The 14,888-nt window shown below is 59.5% G+C and carries 14 protein-coding genes and 1 other RNA gene; 14 read left to right on the forward strand and 1 reads right to left on the reverse strand.

All coding sequences use genetic code 11. The features are described from left to right. Positions 1-55 precede the first annotated feature (55 nt). Positions 56-964 carry a D-hexose-6-phosphate mutarotase gene (locus BM036_RS07930; protein WP_091850261.1) on the reverse strand — a complete coding sequence of 303 codons (909 nt, stop codon included), beginning with the start codon at positions 962-964 and terminating at the stop codon, positions 56-58. Positions 965-1,086: 122 nt separating this feature from the next. On the opposite strand from BM036_RS07930, the gene BM036_RS07935 reads away from it, so the two are divergent. From BM036_RS07935 to BM036_RS08000, 14 genes are all read left to right on the forward strand, one after another. After that, positions 1,087-1,782 (forward strand): 2OG-Fe(II) oxygenase, encoded by a 696-nt coding sequence (locus tag BM036_RS07935; RefSeq protein WP_091850263.1) that lies wholly within the window; start codon positions 1,087-1,089, stop codon positions 1,780-1,782. Positions 1,783-1,890: 108 nt separating this feature from the next. Then, an RNA gene (ffs, locus tag BM036_RS07940) (signal recognition particle sRNA small type) lies at positions 1,891-1,987 on the forward strand. A 139-nt stretch (positions 1,988-2,126) separates the two neighbouring features. Then, the gene (gene dnaX / locus BM036_RS07945; protein ID WP_091850265.1) at positions 2,127-4,166 is read left to right on the forward strand and encodes a DNA polymerase III subunit gamma/tau; all 2,040 of its coding nucleotides are present in this window, start codon (positions 2,127-2,129) and stop codon (positions 4,164-4,166) included. A gap of 29 nt (positions 4,167-4,195) precedes the next feature. Next, entirely contained in the window at positions 4,196-4,519 is a 324-nt protein-coding gene (locus tag BM036_RS07950; protein ID WP_091850267.1) for a YbaB/EbfC family nucleoid-associated protein, read from the forward strand. An 84-nt stretch (positions 4,520-4,603) separates the two neighbouring features. Further along, positions 4,604-5,206 (forward strand): recombination mediator RecR, encoded by a 603-nt coding sequence (recR, locus tag BM036_RS07955; RefSeq protein ID WP_091850269.1) that lies wholly within the window; start codon positions 4,604-4,606, stop codon positions 5,204-5,206. A gap of 24 nt (positions 5,207-5,230) precedes the next feature. Beyond that, positions 5,231-6,382, forward strand: a complete 1,152-nt coding sequence (locus tag BM036_RS07960; protein ID WP_091850271.1) for a ribonuclease D — start codon at positions 5,231-5,233, stop codon at positions 6,380-6,382. After that, the gene (locus tag BM036_RS07965; RefSeq protein ID WP_091850273.1) at positions 6,375-6,668 is read left to right on the forward strand and encodes a YcgL domain-containing protein; all 294 of its coding nucleotides are present in this window, start codon (positions 6,375-6,377) and stop codon (positions 6,666-6,668) included. Before BM036_RS07960 ends, BM036_RS07965 begins: the two co-directional genes overlap by 8 nt. Then, positions 6,665-7,111 (forward strand): YcgN family cysteine cluster protein, encoded by a 447-nt coding sequence (locus BM036_RS07970; protein ID WP_091850275.1) that lies wholly within the window; start codon positions 6,665-6,667, stop codon positions 7,109-7,111. Before BM036_RS07965 ends, BM036_RS07970 begins: the two co-directional genes overlap by 4 nt. A 17-nt stretch (positions 7,112-7,128) precedes the next feature. Beyond that, the gene (locus BM036_RS07975; protein ID WP_245742532.1) at positions 7,129-7,497 is read left to right on the forward strand and encodes a hypothetical protein; all 369 of its coding nucleotides are present in this window, start codon (positions 7,129-7,131) and stop codon (positions 7,495-7,497) included. Between the two features lie 103 nt (positions 7,498-7,600). Next, complete coding sequence (locus tag BM036_RS07980; protein WP_091850277.1) at positions 7,601-9,763, forward strand: vWA domain-containing protein; 2,163 nt, start codon at positions 7,601-7,603, stop codon at positions 9,761-9,763. Positions 9,764-9,932: 169 nt separating this feature from the next. Next, positions 9,933-10,775 carry an AAA family ATPase gene (locus BM036_RS07985; RefSeq protein WP_091850279.1) on the forward strand — a complete coding sequence of 281 codons (843 nt, stop codon included), beginning with the start codon at positions 9,933-9,935 and terminating at the stop codon, positions 10,773-10,775. Between the two features lie 64 nt (positions 10,776-10,839). Beyond that, complete coding sequence (locus BM036_RS07990; protein ID WP_091850281.1) at positions 10,840-12,018, forward strand: vWA domain-containing protein; 1,179 nt, start codon at positions 10,840-10,842, stop codon at positions 12,016-12,018. Between the two features lie 273 nt (positions 12,019-12,291). Then, on the forward strand, positions 12,292-12,591 hold the full coding sequence (locus BM036_RS07995; protein ID WP_091850283.1) for a hypothetical protein: 300 nt from the start codon (positions 12,292-12,294) through the stop codon (positions 12,589-12,591). A 590-nt stretch (positions 12,592-13,181) separates the two neighbouring features. Then, positions 13,182-14,864 carry an AMP-binding protein gene (locus BM036_RS08000; RefSeq protein WP_091850285.1) on the forward strand — a complete coding sequence of 561 codons (1,683 nt, stop codon included), beginning with the start codon at positions 13,182-13,184 and terminating at the stop codon, positions 14,862-14,864. Positions 14,865-14,888: the final 24 nt, after the last annotated feature.

Genomic DNA, 14,888 nt, shown 5'->3' on the forward strand with positions numbered 1-14,888 from the left:
GTATAGGCGATCCTGTAAAGGTATCGTCGTTCGGGCGCCGGGCGATGAAAGGTGGTCAGCTCGCACGACGCTCACGGCTCAGGGTCATTGCAAGGGTATGTTTCTGCCCTGCAGACAGTTCGCGGTAATCGTCAGCTGCATTGGCGGTTTCAACGCACAGCATGCTGGTCCAGGCATTGTCCGGGAAATCGGACAGGCGCCGGGCCTTATCAGGCCCCGGGTTCCAGACTACCGTGGAGGCACTACCCCGGGCCGTTAACCGATAAATTCGTTCTCCGGTCTCGATGGTCATGTCAGGCGCCGCCTGGTAAATGCGGTCTGTCTCTCCCCTGAACCACACAGGACCGTCCTGGTTGCGTGGCTGCCAGCGATCCAGGGTGTCCAGGTAGGTGACGCCCTCGAGGCCTGAAATGGTGGTTTGTTCGATACCCGAAGCAGGCAGGTAGGTATGAAGCGCCTGGGTAATTGCCAGGGCGCCGCTACCATTGTTCTCGGTGGTCAGTTCCAGTGTCAGGGCCGAGGGGCTGAAGCGGAAGGTGATCTGCGCCCTTGCCGTGGCTGCCCAATGTTCCCGATGATTGACTGATGGCTCGAGCACGAGGGCGAGGGTCAGGTCTTCCGCTGTTTCCTGGAAACCTGCGAGGCTCCAGGGTGCGGTGCGCGCAAACCCGTGGGCGGGAATGTCGCTGCCACGGAGCTGGGAGCGCACTGGCCCTGGGTTGCGTGCCGGGTCGCCGAACCACGGCCAGCAGATCGGAATGCCCCCGCGAATGGACCGACCCAGCTCAAAGCGGGCAGATGGACTGAGCCAGAGCCAGTTCTGGTCGCCGGCCGGCGCGAACCTGTAGAGGTGGGCCCCCTGCAAAGCCAGGGAAGCGTGGAACCGTGGGTGGCTGATTTCCAGAACATCCAGTTCACCGACGCGGGTGAGTCGGGCATGGCGGGCGTTGGCGAGGTGGTTCATGAAGATCCCTGCATTTTGCAACCAGGTAACGGTAACTGCCTATCAGAAACCGCGAACAGGGGGCTTCCTGCGCCCCCGGAAAGGTCTAGAATGCCGTTTTTTACCCGCCGGGAAAACCATTGATGACCATTGCCTTCGCCGATCTGCCCACTTCACACAATGACGCGCCGGACGGCGCGGTTGTCGAGGAAACCTGGCTGGATACTATCGCTGCTGACCTGAGCGAACGGGGCTGGCTGAACCTGGATGTCCGTGACTATTTGGGGCGGGCGTTGCTGGCGGAGTTGCGCCAGGAGGTCGAAATCCTCGAGAAAACCGCTGCCATGGAGCGTGCGGGTGTTGGTCGGGGCAGCGACTTCACCCGGGACCGTTCGGTCCGCCGGGACAGGATTGCCTGGCTAAACGGCCAGACGCCGGCCCAGCAGCAATTGTTCGGTTTCCTGGAGCAGGTCCGGGTGGGGCTGAACCGCCGCTTGTTCCTTGGGTTGCAACGTTTTGAAGCGCACTACGCGAGCTATCAGCCGGGAGACTTCTATCGCCGCCACGTAGACAGTTTCCGTGGCCGTGCCTCTCGGGTGGTTAGCCTGGTGCTTTATCTCAATGAAGGCTGGCGTCCGGAAGATGGCGGCGAACTGCAGGTCTTCAACCGGGAAAGTCCGGAGGAAATCTGTGGCCGGGTTCAACCGGATGAGGGCAGGGTGGCTCTGTTCATGAGTGAAGAGGTGCCCCATGAGGTTTTGCCGGCGGCCCGCACCCGCCATAGCATCGCCTGTTGGTTCCGCCAGGACGTGGTGCCGGTTCCGCTGACCGGGGTGTGACCACTGCCCCTTTTTTTCTCCGGTAGCCCGAACAGGGATTGATACCACCCCCGGCTGTTGCTACTATGCGCCGCGTTCGGGCAATCCGGACTACCGTTATGGTGGTCCTGCCGGTGCCCCCGCAACGATAAACCGTGAACCCGGTCAGGCCCGGAAGGGAGCAGCCGCAGCGGTGGACTCGTGTGCCGGGGTGTCGCTGGTGGGGCCACCCCCAGTTTTCTCCCTCATGCCCCCCCGATGTTCCATTACTTCCTGATCTGGAACGTGCCGCGTGTCTGCTTCTTCGGGGTGCCGGTCCGTGATAAGCTTTTCTCCTAATTTCTTCTTTGTGCAGTGACGGCCCTATGAGTTATCAGGTACTTGCCCGTAAGTGGCGTCCCAGAACATTCCAGGACATGGTAGGGCAGGAGCATGTGCTGCAGGCACTGGTGCATGCCCTGGAGCATAACCGTCTTCACCATGCCTACCTGTTTACCGGCACCCGGGGGGTGGGCAAGACCACCATCGGGCGTCTGTTGGCCCGCTGCCTGAACTGTGAAACCGGGGTCACGGCAACCCCCTGTGGGGAATGTTCCAGTTGCCGGGAAATCCTCGATGGCCGGTTTGTTGACCTGATCGAGATCGACGCCGCCTCCCGCACGGGGGTGGACGACATGCGTGAGCTTACAGACAACGTCCAGTACGCGCCTACCCGTGGACGTTTCAAGGTGTACCTGATTGACGAGGTGCACATGCTCACCAACCAGTCCTTCAACGCTTTCCTCAAAACGCTGGAAGAGCCGCCAGAGCACGTCAAGTTCCTGTTGGCTACAACAGATCCCCAGAAGCTTCCTGTTACGGTGCTGTCCCGCTGTCTGCAGTTCAACCTCAAGCGCATGACCCCGGAGCATATTGTGGGCCATCTGCGTTACATCCTGGGTGAAGAATCGATTCCGTTCGAGGAGCCGGCCCTGTGGCAGCTTGCCAGGGCCGCGGACGGCAGTATGCGGGATGCCCTGAGCCTGACCGACCAGGCCATTGCTTTCGGCAACCAGAAACTGGCAGCCAGCGATGTCAGCAGCATGCTCGGTACCATCGATCAGCGAGACATTGAAAAACTGGTTGAGGCGCTGGTAACTGACAACGGCCCGGAGCTGCTTGCGGAAATTGACCGCATTTCTGACTTTGCCCCGGACTTCAGCGCGATTCTGGCGGACCTGCTTTCGTTGTTCCACCGGGTCACCATGGAACAGGTGGTGCCGGGCAGCGCAGATAATGCCATGGGCGATGCCCACCGGGTCCAGGAGCTGGCGCGTCAGCTGAGCGCAGAAGACGCACAATTGTTTTACCAGGCGGCCCTGGTGGGTCGGAAAGACCTGGAAATCACCCCTGATGCCCGAATGGGGTTCGAGATGACCCTCCTGCGCATGCTGGCATTCCGCCCTGGTGCCGAGCGCCGTGAACCGCCTGCTGTGAGCGTCGGCACACCTGACCGAACGGAAGGTCGTGAGAGCAGCCCGGGTGGCAGTCGCAGCGGTGGCGACCGGGAGACTGGTGAGGAGCCCGCCCCCGCAGGCCTTGAAACGGTCGCTGCAGGACCCATTCTGGACACTGGCGCTCAGCCGTCACCGACAGATAGCGCTCGCCAGTCGACTATCCCCGACGTTTCGCCACCCGTTCCGGTAGAAGCTTCGTCAGTGCCGGCCCCGGAGCAGTCTCCCGGGCCATCAGCAGTCCGCGGCCCGGAAGATGACAGCCTGATGGCGATGGCGGACCAGTTGGCGGGAGGTGCCGATGATGATGACGTGCCCTGGGATACGGGGCCTGAACCGGCGGATGCGGAAGCGATCAGTGGATCAGTATCACCGGCACCGGAACCGCCTGCACCCTTGATATCGGAGCCTGTCGAATCTTCGGCGCAGGCTGCGAGCGTGCCGCAGGCACAAGGCGGGACCGCTGCAGAACGGACTGCGGCGATGCCAGTACCGGCTGAACCCCGCGAGTTGCTGGATGCTGAGGGTTTCGTCTGGCCGCGGGATTTTCGCGAGTTGGGGATTGTCGGCATGCCAGGAAACCTGGCGAGCCAGGCCTCCTGTGAGCGTGAAGGAAACCACTTCCGGCTGACGCTTGATGAGGGGCACTTCCGGTTGCTGACCGATCGCCACCAGCAAAGGATCCTGGAGGGGCTGCGGCAGGCATTTGGCGGGGAGGCGACCCTTGAAGTCACGCCCGGCAACGCCGGAGACCAGACTCCTATCGCCTGGGAAGCGCGTGAAAAAGCTCGCCGTCAGCAACAGGCTGAGCAGTTTATTGAGCAAGATCCGCTGGTCAAGGCCATCGTGGAACGGTTTGAAGGTCGGGTCGTCAAAGATAGTATCCGGCCGCTTGAAAATTCCGCCGGATAACGTCGAAACAGAATCGAGAGGTACTCAAGATGATGAATGGTATGGGCGATCTGATGAAAAAGGCCCAGCAGATGCAGGAAGAAATGCAGAAGGCGCAGGAAGAGGCGGCCAAGGCAGAGGTGACCGGGGAGTCCGGTGCTGGCCTGATCAAGGTGGTGATGAACGGACGCCATGATGTTCGCAAGGTCTCCATTGATGACTCACTGATGTCGGAAGACAAGGAAGTGCTGGAAGACCTGCTTGCTGCCGCCATCAACGATGCGGTACGTCGGGTGGAGTCAGAGCAGAAGGAGCGCATGTCCGGAATGATGTCCGGTATGGGGCTGCCCTCCAACTTCAAGATGCCGTTCTGACGGCCGATAAACCGGATCGTGGCCATTTCCGGAAAGGGACATGGTTGCTGATGACCGCAGACAGTCGTAATTGCAGGAGTACGGATGGCTTTTAGCCCGCTGGTGGATGAACTGGTTGAATCCCTGAGGTGTTTGCCTGGTGTTGGCCAGAAAACGGCCCAGCGAATGGCGTTTCACCTGCTGGAGAAGGGGCGCGGTGGTGGTGAAAGGCTGGCCGGGGCGTTATCCGCTGCCATGACCGGTGTCCGGCGCTGCGATAGTTGTCAGAACTTCTCGGATACACCGATCTGTCCGATCTGCGAGAAGCCTGAAAGGCACACCGGCACCCTCTGTGTCGTTGAGAGCCCATCAGACCTGTTAGCGATTGAACAGGCGGGCGACTACAGGGGCGGCTATTTCGTGCTCATGGGGCACCTTTCACCCATTGACGGTATTGGCCCCGAAGACATTGGAATCGAGTTGCTGCTTCGCCGTGTCCGGGATGAGTCCGTCAGTGAACTGATCCTTGCTACCAACCCTACGGTGGAAGGGGAGGCAACGGCCCACTACATCGCTGACCGCCTTGATGGCACCGGCGTGCTGACCACGCGGCTTGCCCACGGCATCCCCGTCGGGGGTGAGCTTGGTTACGTCGACGGATTTACCCTGACCCACGCCTTCCGGGGTCGCAAGCCCCTGACCGACTGATTCCATGGCCTACCAGGAGATTTCATGAACCAGGCTTTACCCCCGGTGCCGCCGGTACAGACCCCCCAGTGGCTGGAGACGGTTGCCGACCTGGATGCCTGGCTGGAAGTCCATCAGCAGCATCCGCTGGCACTGGATACCGAATTCGAGCGGGTTTCAACCTTTTATCCCATCCCCGGGCTGGTGCAGCTTGGCGCCGGTGACTCCCTTCGGTTGGCAGAGCCCGCCGTCGTCGAACAGTCTACCCGGTTCCGTGAACTGCTGGCTGATCCGGGCAGGCCCAAGTTGCTGTATGCGATGGGCGAAGACCTGGAGCTCTTCCGGCACTGGTTGTCGCTGGAGCCGCGAGGCCTGCTTGACTTGCAACTGGGCGCAGCCCTGGCCGGTGCCGGCTTTTCGTTAGGCTATGCCCGGTTAGTGGAAACGCTCTTCGGGGAAACCCTCGACAAGTCTGCCACCCGGTCCGACTGGCTGGCCCGACCCCTCAGTGCCGACCAGTTGCGATATGCACTGGATGATGTGCGTTTCCTGCTGCCGCTTTATGAATGGGTTGCCGGCCGCCTGGACGCTCGCGGCCTGTCCGGTGCCATGGCGGAAGAATCAAACCGTTTTGCCGAGGACCTGCTGGCGCTTTCCGACCCGGCTAACTGGTACCTCAAGCTTCGTGGTGGCTGGCACCTGGCCCCGGCCAGCCAAGGGATTCTCAAGGCCCTGGTGGCCTGGCGCGAAGAGGAATGCCGTCGCCGCGACCGCCCCCGCAACCGGGTACTGTCGGACGCAGCCCTGATCAACCTTGCGGACCGGCTTCCCGAGAGTGCCGGCGCTCTGGCGGCGGTGGAGGATGTACCGCCGGTGGTCGTTCGTCGTTATGGCGACCAGCTACTGACGCTCATTCAGGCGTCCCGGGCAGCCGGGAATGTGCCAGATCCCCTGATCGACCGGCCCCTGACCCGGCCGCAGCAGGATCAGTACCGCAAAGTGAAAAAGCACATGGCCAGGGCCGCGGAACAGGCGGATGTCCCGATAGAGTTACTGGCACCCAGGAAACGACTGGAAGCAATATTGCGTGTCGGCACCCCTGGAGCAATGGATGACTTTGCGACCGGCTGGCGGCGACAGGTACTTGCCCCGGTACTCGACGATATCAAGGTACTACTGGAAACCAGGAATGACTGAAAAGGCCTTTATTTCCGTATTTCGCAGCAGCAAAAGAGGCGAGACGTACCTGTACGTTCGCCGTGGCCATGACTGGCAGGCCTTGCCTGAATCCTTGCGGGAGCTTTTTGGCAAGCCGGTGCACGCCATGGACCTGGTGCTGACACCCCAGCGCAAACTGGCCCGGACCACCGGCAAGGAAGTGCTGGAGGCCATCGACGAGAAAGATTACTATCTGCAGCTCCCTGAACAGGCCGACAGCTATATCGTTGCCTTCAAGGAAAAGCTCAGGGACTTCGGTGCCTGATGGCGGATATTCCGTTCTGGCAGCGCAAGCGCCTTACCGAAATGACTGCCACAGAGTGGGAATCCCTCTGTGACGGTTGTGGCAAATGCTGCCTGACCAAGCTGCAGGATGCGGACACCGGTGAGGTCTACTACACCGACCTTGCCTGCCGGCAAATGGATACAGCCAGCTGCCGCTGCCTGGACTATGAGCGACGTCAGCAGATCGTGCCGGAGTGTACCGTGCTTACGCCGGAAAACATCGGAGAGTTCCACTGGCTGCCCCTGACCTGTGCCTATCGTACCCTGGCCGAGGGGCGCCCCTTGCCGGACTGGCACCCGTTACGTTCCGGCTCACCGGACACGGTCCATGACGCCGGTGTGTCCGTTGCCCACCGGACGATCCCGGCGAACCAGGTGCCGGAAGAAGAGTGGCAGGAACACATAATTTACTGGGTATTGTGAAGGAATCATTGCGACCTATGACTGACTCACTGGCCATCGCCACCATGGACGCCGACTCCCAGACCGCCTACGCCCTGTTCTGGGGTATCTACGTGGTAGGCTTCGTCCTGTTCTACTGGGCCATGTCCCGGGTATTCCGCTTGTTACCGCTGTATGGCCTGCGCAGCTTGCTCAGGGCGGCGTTGATTGCGCTGATTGCTACCCCGGTACAATCCTCGGTCGTGGATGGTTGGTGGGTACCGGCCTGGCTGTTTGGTGGTTACGAAACCTTTCTGGGGGAGCCCGCCGAGGCCGCCCGGGCGTTTTTCAATATTGGCGTAGCGTGTCTGATCATGGCACTGGTCTGGATACTGGACCTGGTGAGGTACCGCTTCACCCGGTGCTGACAACCGGCACTCATGTCCCGCTGGCGCACTGACGCGGCAGCCAACCTGGCAGGGATGCCGCCCCAAAACCGGGAACCCCGAAAGATAACAAGAGGACCCGTACATGCTGTTGCGAAAGCTGCTTTTCACGCTGACTGTGGTGGTCGCGTTGATGCTTTCACCTGCCTACGCCCAGCAGGGCCAGGATGACTCCGTGCGGGATATCCGGGTGGTGGTGGATATCTCCGGAAGCATGAAACTCAACGATCCGGATAACCTCCGGCGCCCGGCAGTCAGGCTGCTGGCAGGGCTGCTGCCAGATGGTACTGGTGTTGGCTTGTGGACCTTCGGTCGTGAAGTCAACATGCTGGTCCCGCATGGTTCCCTCGATGATCCCCTGAGGAACTCGCTGAACGAAGGTTCAGAGAAGATCAATTCAGTCGCCCAACGAACCAATATCGGCGGAGCCATCGAAACCGCCAGCGACAACTGGTTCGCTCCCGGGCGGTCCCTTCGCAATACCCACCTGATCCTCCTCAGTGACGGCAAGGTCGATATTGCCCCCAGCGCCGCCCGCAACAACACTGAACGGGAACGCATCCTCGAGCAACTGGTGCCACAGCTGGCCTCGGAAGGGCTGACCATCCATACCATTGCCCTGTCCGCAGAAGCAGACCTTGACCTGCTCGGTGCGATTGCCGATCACACTGGCGGAGTTGCCCGCGTCGCCGGGACCGCCGATGAGTTAAGCCGCATTTTCGCTGACACATTGGGCCAGGCGGTCGCTGCCAATGAGGTTCCGCTGAATAATAACCGCTTTAGCGTGGATCAGGGGGTGGAGGAATTTACTGCGCTGATTTTCAGCAGTACGGCCCCTGCAGAACGGCAGCTGACCCTGGTAACTCCGGACGGCAGCGCCATTGCATCTGACGAGTCTGTCGACGGTGTCCGCTGGGTACGGGAGGTCGGGTACGACCTGATCACCATCGACCAGCCAGTGGCCGGTGAATGGCAACTCGAAGGCACGTTGGGTGAGGGCAGCCGCGTAACCGTGGTCAGTGACCTGAAGCTGGAAGTGGAGCCGCTGCCGGCGCGTTTCGAGCCTGGGGATACTCTCGAGGTGAGGGCATTTTTTACTGAGGACGGGGAGCGAATTACTGATGGTGATTTCCTCCGGGTGATTGAGGTTCGGCTCACCATGACCACGGAGGACGGGCGTCAGGGTACTCGAAAGCTGAGTGAGGGTGAGCCACCCGTGGACGGTGTTTACCGGGATACCATTGCCCAGTTGCAGGAGCCAGGCCAATACCAGATGGAGCTCGAAGCTGATGGTGGTACTTTCTCCCGCAAGTATCGTCAGGCGTTGACACTAACGGCCCCGGAAGGCGCCGCGCAGGAGACGGGGCGTGATGTGGCCGAGGAAACCGTACAGCAGGAAGCCGTGCAGTCAGAGCCTGCCGGAGCCACTGTCCCGGAACCCGCCGTTGACGGCCCGATTGACCTCAGTCAGGTGGAGGAAAGCACACCGGTGACGGAAGGCGAAACCGCCGAGCCGAAACCAGTGGTTAATTCCGATGCCGCCCGGGAAGGGTTTTCGCTGACCGGCTTGTGGCCATGGATCGCCGGAGGCGCAAGCCTGTTCGTCGCGTTGGCGGTCATCGCGGTTTTCTTGCTGCGCCGCAGGCGTCAGGCCGCTTCCGCAGCGCTTGCCGACGCCGATCCTCAACCGGCCGCCGGGGCAGACGCCTCAGCGCCTGAACCGGAAACCTCCGCTGACGTAGATACCAGAGCGGCCATGGAAGACGAGGACGAGCCAATGAACGAGGCTCCCCCGATGCTTGATGACGATACGGATCCGGTGCCGGAAGAGGCGCTTCAGAGCGAGCCTGTGGGTGACGCAGAAATCAGCGATGCAGCTGATGACCAGGCCGCTGCCATGGAAGAGCCGCCGGTGGCAGAAGAGATTGAGCCAGCGGAAGATCGGGAGGTGTCCGGGCCGGAGCCGGAAACTCTGCCGGAAGATGGTCAGGAGGGAGCCCAGGACGAACCGGACCTGCAGGAATTTGCAGAGCCTGATATGGACTCCGCAAAAGAAGCCAGCCGGGCGGATGATCCGGGGCTCGATGAGTTTGACGATTCACTGCTCGAGGATGAAGACGGCGATGAATTTGGCCTGGAAGACTTCGATCTTTCTGATATCGATGACCTTCCGGACCTGGACGCCGAGGAGGACGAAATCACCAGGCGGCAGAAGCCCTCCCAAGAAGAGGGCAAGAAGGACGATTAATCGTCTTCACCACTGACCGCCGCCCGCGCTCCTTATCAGCGACGGGTAAAAAACCTATACTCGTCCTCCATTAACCAATGGCAGGCAATGCGCGTTTCCGGAGATGACGCTCCGGGCCATCGCCAGCCTCAACTTTTAACGGTCAATTCAGAACACAGGATTTATTACCATGAAATTTACCGGTACCGATAAATACGTAGCCACCGAAGACTTGCAGATGGCGGTCAACGCCGCCGTAGCCCTTGAGCGTCCATTGTTGATCAAGGGTGAGCCGGGTACCGGTAAGACGCTGCTGGCGGAAGAGATGGCTGCAGGCCTCGGGCTGCGACTGATTCCCTGGCACATCAAGTCCACCACCAAGGCCCAGCAGGGCCTGTATGAGTATGATGCGGTTTCCCGTCTGCGGGACTCGCAGCTCGGCGATGAAAAGGTTAAGGACATCCGCAATTACATCGTCAAGGGCAAGCTCTGGGAGGCGTTCGAGGCCGACGAGCAGGTCGTTCTGCTGATTGACGAGATCGACAAGGCGGATATCGAGTTTCCCAACGACCTGCTGTTGGAACTGGATCGCATGGAGTTCTTTGTCTACGAGACCCAGGAGTTCGTCAAAGCGAAGAAGCGTCCCATCGTCGTGATCACCAGTAACAACGAGAAAGAGCTGCCCGATGCTTTCCTGCGCCGCTGCTTTTTCCACTACATCGCCTTCCCGGACCACGACACCATGAAGACCATCGTCGACGTGCATTTCCCCGGTATCCAGCAGGAAGTGGTGCGAGATGCCCTGGAGGTGTTTTTTGATGTGCGTAAGGTCCCGGGCCTCAAGAAAAAGCCGTCCACTTCGGAACTGATCGACTGGCTCAAGCTGCTGATGGCGGATGACCTGTCCCGCAAGATGCTTCAGGAAAGCGATTCCAGCAGTGCATTGCCGCCGCTCTACGGCGCCCTGGTCAAGAACGAGCAGGACGTGCATCTGCTGCAGAAGCTGGCATTCATGGCTCGTCGCAAGAAGTGAGGTTCCCCGGGCAGGCTGCTGCCCGGTGGATAAATGACCTAACGGCCTCTTTTGGGAGGACGCCATGCTGATAGATTTTTTCATGGAAGTTCGCGCAGCCAAGGTTCCGGCCAGCCTGCGTGAGTTTCTCGACCTGCTGGAGGCGATGCAAAAGCGGCTCGCCTTTGGCGATATGGAGGAGTTCTATTACCTGGCACGGCTGTGTCTGGTGAAGGACGAGCGCCATTTTGACAAGTTTGACCGGGCCTTCGAAGCTTATTTCAAGGGCATTGAAAACCTTGACGAGCTGATGGAGGCGCTGATTCCCGATGACTGGCTGCGGGCCGAGTTCGAGAAGCAGCTGACCGACGAGGAAAAGGCAAAGATCGAATCCCTTGGTGGCCTGGAAGAGCTGATCGACACCTTCAAGAAGCGCATGGAAGAGCAGAAGGAGCGGCACCAGGGTGGCAATAAATGGATCGGTACCGGTGGCACTTCACCTTTTGGTGCCAACGGCTACAACCCTGAAGGGTTCCGTATCGGCCAGAACGAAGGTCGCCACGGCCGTGCGGTGAAGGTCTGGGAAAAGCGGGAGTTCCGTGACCTGGATGACTCCATCACCCTGGGTATACGTAACATCAAGGTGGCTCTGCGCCGGCTGCGCAAGTTCGCCCGTCAGGGTGCGGCGGACCAGCTCGACCTGGACGATACCATCCGTTCCACCGCCCGCAATGCCGGTTACCTGGACCTGAAAATGGTGCCGGAACGCCACAATGCGGTGAAGGTGTTGCTGTTCTTTGATGTGGGTGGCTCCATGGACCCTCATGTCCGGGTTTGTGAAGAGCTTTTCTCCGCCGCGCGGATGGAGTTCAAGCACATGGAGTATTTCTACTTCCATAACTTCATCTACGAGGCGGTGTGGACGAAGAATGTGCGTCGCCTGCACGAGACCACGCCGGTCTGGGACATCCTTCACAAGTACAGCCCGGACTACAAGGTGATCTTCATCGGGGACGCTACTATGGCGCCCTACGAAATCACCCATCCCGGCGGCTCCATTGAGCACTGGAACGAGGAAGCCGGTGCCACCTGGTTCCAGCGGGTTACCGACCACTTCCGCAAGGTGGTCTGGCTCAACCCGCTGCCGGAGAGTTACTGGGGCAGGGGAGGCTCACTGGGTATCACCCGGCAGTTGGTAGGGGATCACATGTATCCACTGACCATTGAAGGGCTGGAGTCGGCCATGCGCCACCTCAGCAAGTAATGAAAGCGGCTTGATCCCGCTCACAGACCGGAGTCAGACCGGTCACCCCAGATGCAGCCCGGGCCGGTTCCCGGGCTGTTCTGTATCTGCTAAAGAATAAGACATTTTCAGTTAATGTCTCACTATGTTTCAATCACTTCCCGGAGTGACCGACGGCTTGCTGTGAAGGCTTGCCCGTCAAACTCCAAGGTTATGCCCTGGTTTGCGAGACGGAACCTCGCGCGGTATTCCGGGGCTCCCCACTTCAAGAACCTGCCAGGAAGGAACCTGTTTATGAACAAGAAACTGTTGCTTGCCAGCGTCGTTTTTGCCGGTATGGGCCTTGCCACTGTTGCCCAGGCAAACCCTGTGTGTGAAGCCCAGAAAGCCGCTGCCCCGGACCTTGTGGGCGCACGTGACAACGACACCGCAATCGAGGAGGTCTATTCGGCCATCGATGAGAATGCGAGCAGCGAGGCATCTGCCAATGTACTGAAGGAATCCGTAGGTCAGATCTACGCCGATAAGTCCATGGACGTTGAAGCCGCCACCAGGCTGATCGGTGAAAACTGCGAAGCGAAACTGGGCGCCTGATCCGGCTTCCCGGTGTCGGAGATAGCCGTACCGGCACCAAAACGGACATTAATGCCGCTTTTCCCCTTCGCCAGGTAAAGGGCCAAAAAAAGCCGATACACGGTTGAGTGTGTATCGGCCAAGCTCGGCATTTAACGCAAACACCTCCAGTAAGCGCCTGCGTCATCCACCTATCTAGCAGGATCGCTGCCACCTCCTGAAATTACCCTTCTAATCAATTTGGTACCCCTCCTGAAACGCGTTATAAACCGCGGAGCCTCGCAGATCTGTAAAAATAACTGACGGATTAACGCGAAAGCGATCACAGAGATCGTCAGCAAACGTGGTCGAACCGGGCAGGATCTACCTGAATAAGGACAAAACTGGTATTCTCGCCTTTCTTTTAAGGCTGATACTTTTGTCTGCTTGTTTTTTCGCTGGAACCGGTTCCGGTGGAATAACTGGTCGGGCGTCTGCGCAGAAAAAAAACCTCGCAGACTCCTTGACGGTATCCCGACAAGCTAAAGCAGTTCTTGGCTGGTCACGGCAGGGAATCCGGGGGTGGCGAGGCTGCGACACTATAATCATAAGTAACTACAGGAGATGGTGCGATGGACTTCGAACAGTTCTATCAGGACAAGTATCCACCCGGTGTTCCGCGCGAGATTGATCTGAACAAATACCAGAGCATGGTTGATGTCTTCAACCAGTCGGTAAAAAAGTACGCTGATAAGCCGGCGTTCAGTGCGGTAGGCGTCACCATGACCTATGGTGAGCTCGACGCCCAGGCCCGCAACTTCGCTGCCTGGCTGCAGAACAAGACCAACCTGAAGCCGGGTGACCGCATCGCCGTGCAGATGCCGAATCTCACCCAGTACCCAGTGGTTGTCTACGGTGCCATGCGCGCCGGGCTGGTGGTGGTCAATACCAACCCGCTGTACACCACACGGGAGATGGAGCACCAGTTCAATGACTCCGGCGCCAAGGCGCTGGTGGTGCTGGCTAATATGGCGTCGAACGCCGAGAAAGTGCTGCCCCATACCGGTATCGAGCACGTCATCGTGACCGAACTGGCGGACATGCACTCGCCACTCAAGCGCACCCTGATGAACGCCGCGGTCAAACACCTCAAGAAGATGGTGCCTGCCTACAACCTGCCCCAGGCCCACAAGTTGCCTGCAGTACTTGCCGCCGGTGCGAAGGAAAAACTGGACGAAGCCCGGCCCACCCAGGACGACCTGGCGGTGCTGCAATACACTGGCGGAACCACAGGCGTAGCCAAGGGTGCCATGCTGACCCACGGCAACCTGGTCGCCAACTTGCTGCAGACACGCCCGTTGCTGGAAGACAAAATCGAAGAAGGCAAGGAGGTGATGATTGCGCCCCTGCCGCTGTACCACATTTATTCGTTTACCCTGAACTGCGGCATCATGCTCGAAGCAGGCGCCCATAATGTGCTCATCCCGAACCCGCGTGACATTCCGGCGTTCGTGAAGGAAATGAAGAACTACAAGTTCACGTCGTTTGTCGGGTTGAACACGCTGTTCAACGGCCTTATGGCCAACGAGGATTTCCGGAACCTGGACTTCAGCCAGATGAAGATGACCTCTTCCGGCGGCATGGCCCTTACCAGCGCCACCGCCAAGCGCTGGCAGGAAGTGACCGGTGTGGAGATCGCCGAGGGTTATGGCATGACCGAAACCTCACCGGTAGTAACCTTCAACCCGCCCAGCGCTATCCAGCTCGGCACCATTGGCCTGCCCATCTGTAATACCGTGTGCAAGACCGTGGATGAAGATGGCAACGACCTGCCGCTGGGTGAGCCTGGCGAGCTGTGCGTCAAGGGCCCCCAGGTCATGCGTGGCTACTGGCAGCGCCCGGAAGAAACCGAAAAGTCGTTCACCGCAGATGGCTTCCTGCGCACCGGCGATGTGGCGGTCATCCAGGAAGACGGCTATATCCGCATTGTCGATCGCAAGAAGGACATGATCATTGTCTCCGGGTTTAACGTGTACCCGAATGAGGTGGAAGACGTAGTAAGCAGCCACCCGAAGGTGCTGGAATGCGCTGCTGTGGGTATTCCTGACGAGAAGAGTGGCGAGGCCGTCAAGGTATTCCTGGTGCCGTCAGACCCGAGCTTGGAGGAAGACGAACTGCGGGAATTCTGCCGTGAGCGACTGACCGCGTACAAGGTTCCGAAATCGTTCGAAATCCGTGAGGAACTGCCAAAGACCAACGTTGGCAAGATCCTTCGTCGCGAACTGCGTGACGAAGAGATCGCCAAAAACTCGTAACCTGCGGTTTGACTGATGAAAAAC

It is taken from the genome of Marinobacter segnicrescens (genome assembly GCF_900111555.1).
Lineage (GTDB): Bacteria > Pseudomonadota > Gammaproteobacteria > Pseudomonadales > Oleiphilaceae > Marinobacter > Marinobacter segnicrescens.

Bases quoted from the DNA above. Each gene is read 5' to 3' on its own strand.
- BM036_RS07930 (WP_091850261.1), bottom strand. From the start codon at position 964: ATGAACCACCTCGCCAACGCCCGCCATGCCCGACTCACCCGCGTCGGT.
- BM036_RS07935 (WP_091850263.1), top strand. From the start codon at position 1,087: ATGACCATTGCCTTCGCCGATCTGCCCACTTCACACAATGACGCGCCG.
- dnaX (WP_091850265.1), top strand. From the start codon at position 2,127: ATGAGTTATCAGGTACTTGCCCGTAAGTGGCGTCCCAGAACATTCCAG.
- BM036_RS07950 (WP_091850267.1), top strand. From the start codon at position 4,196: ATGATGAATGGTATGGGCGATCTGATGAAAAAGGCCCAGCAGATGCAG.
- recR (WP_091850269.1), top strand. From the start codon at position 4,604: ATGGCTTTTAGCCCGCTGGTGGATGAACTGGTTGAATCCCTGAGGTGT.
- BM036_RS07960 (WP_091850271.1), top strand. From the start codon at position 5,231: ATGAACCAGGCTTTACCCCCGGTGCCGCCGGTACAGACCCCCCAGTGG.
- BM036_RS07965 (WP_091850273.1), top strand. From the start codon at position 6,375: ATGACTGAAAAGGCCTTTATTTCCGTATTTCGCAGCAGCAAAAGAGGC.
- BM036_RS07975 (WP_245742532.1), top strand. From the start codon at position 7,129: ATGACTGACTCACTGGCCATCGCCACCATGGACGCCGACTCCCAGACC.
- BM036_RS07980 (WP_091850277.1), top strand. From the start codon at position 7,601: ATGCTGTTGCGAAAGCTGCTTTTCACGCTGACTGTGGTGGTCGCGTTG.
- BM036_RS07985 (WP_091850279.1), top strand. From the start codon at position 9,933: ATGAAATTTACCGGTACCGATAAATACGTAGCCACCGAAGACTTGCAG.
- BM036_RS07990 (WP_091850281.1), top strand. From the start codon at position 10,840: ATGCTGATAGATTTTTTCATGGAAGTTCGCGCAGCCAAGGTTCCGGCC.
- BM036_RS07995 (WP_091850283.1), top strand. From the start codon at position 12,292: ATGAACAAGAAACTGTTGCTTGCCAGCGTCGTTTTTGCCGGTATGGGC.
- BM036_RS08000 (WP_091850285.1), top strand. From the start codon at position 13,182: ATGGACTTCGAACAGTTCTATCAGGACAAGTATCCACCCGGTGTTCCG.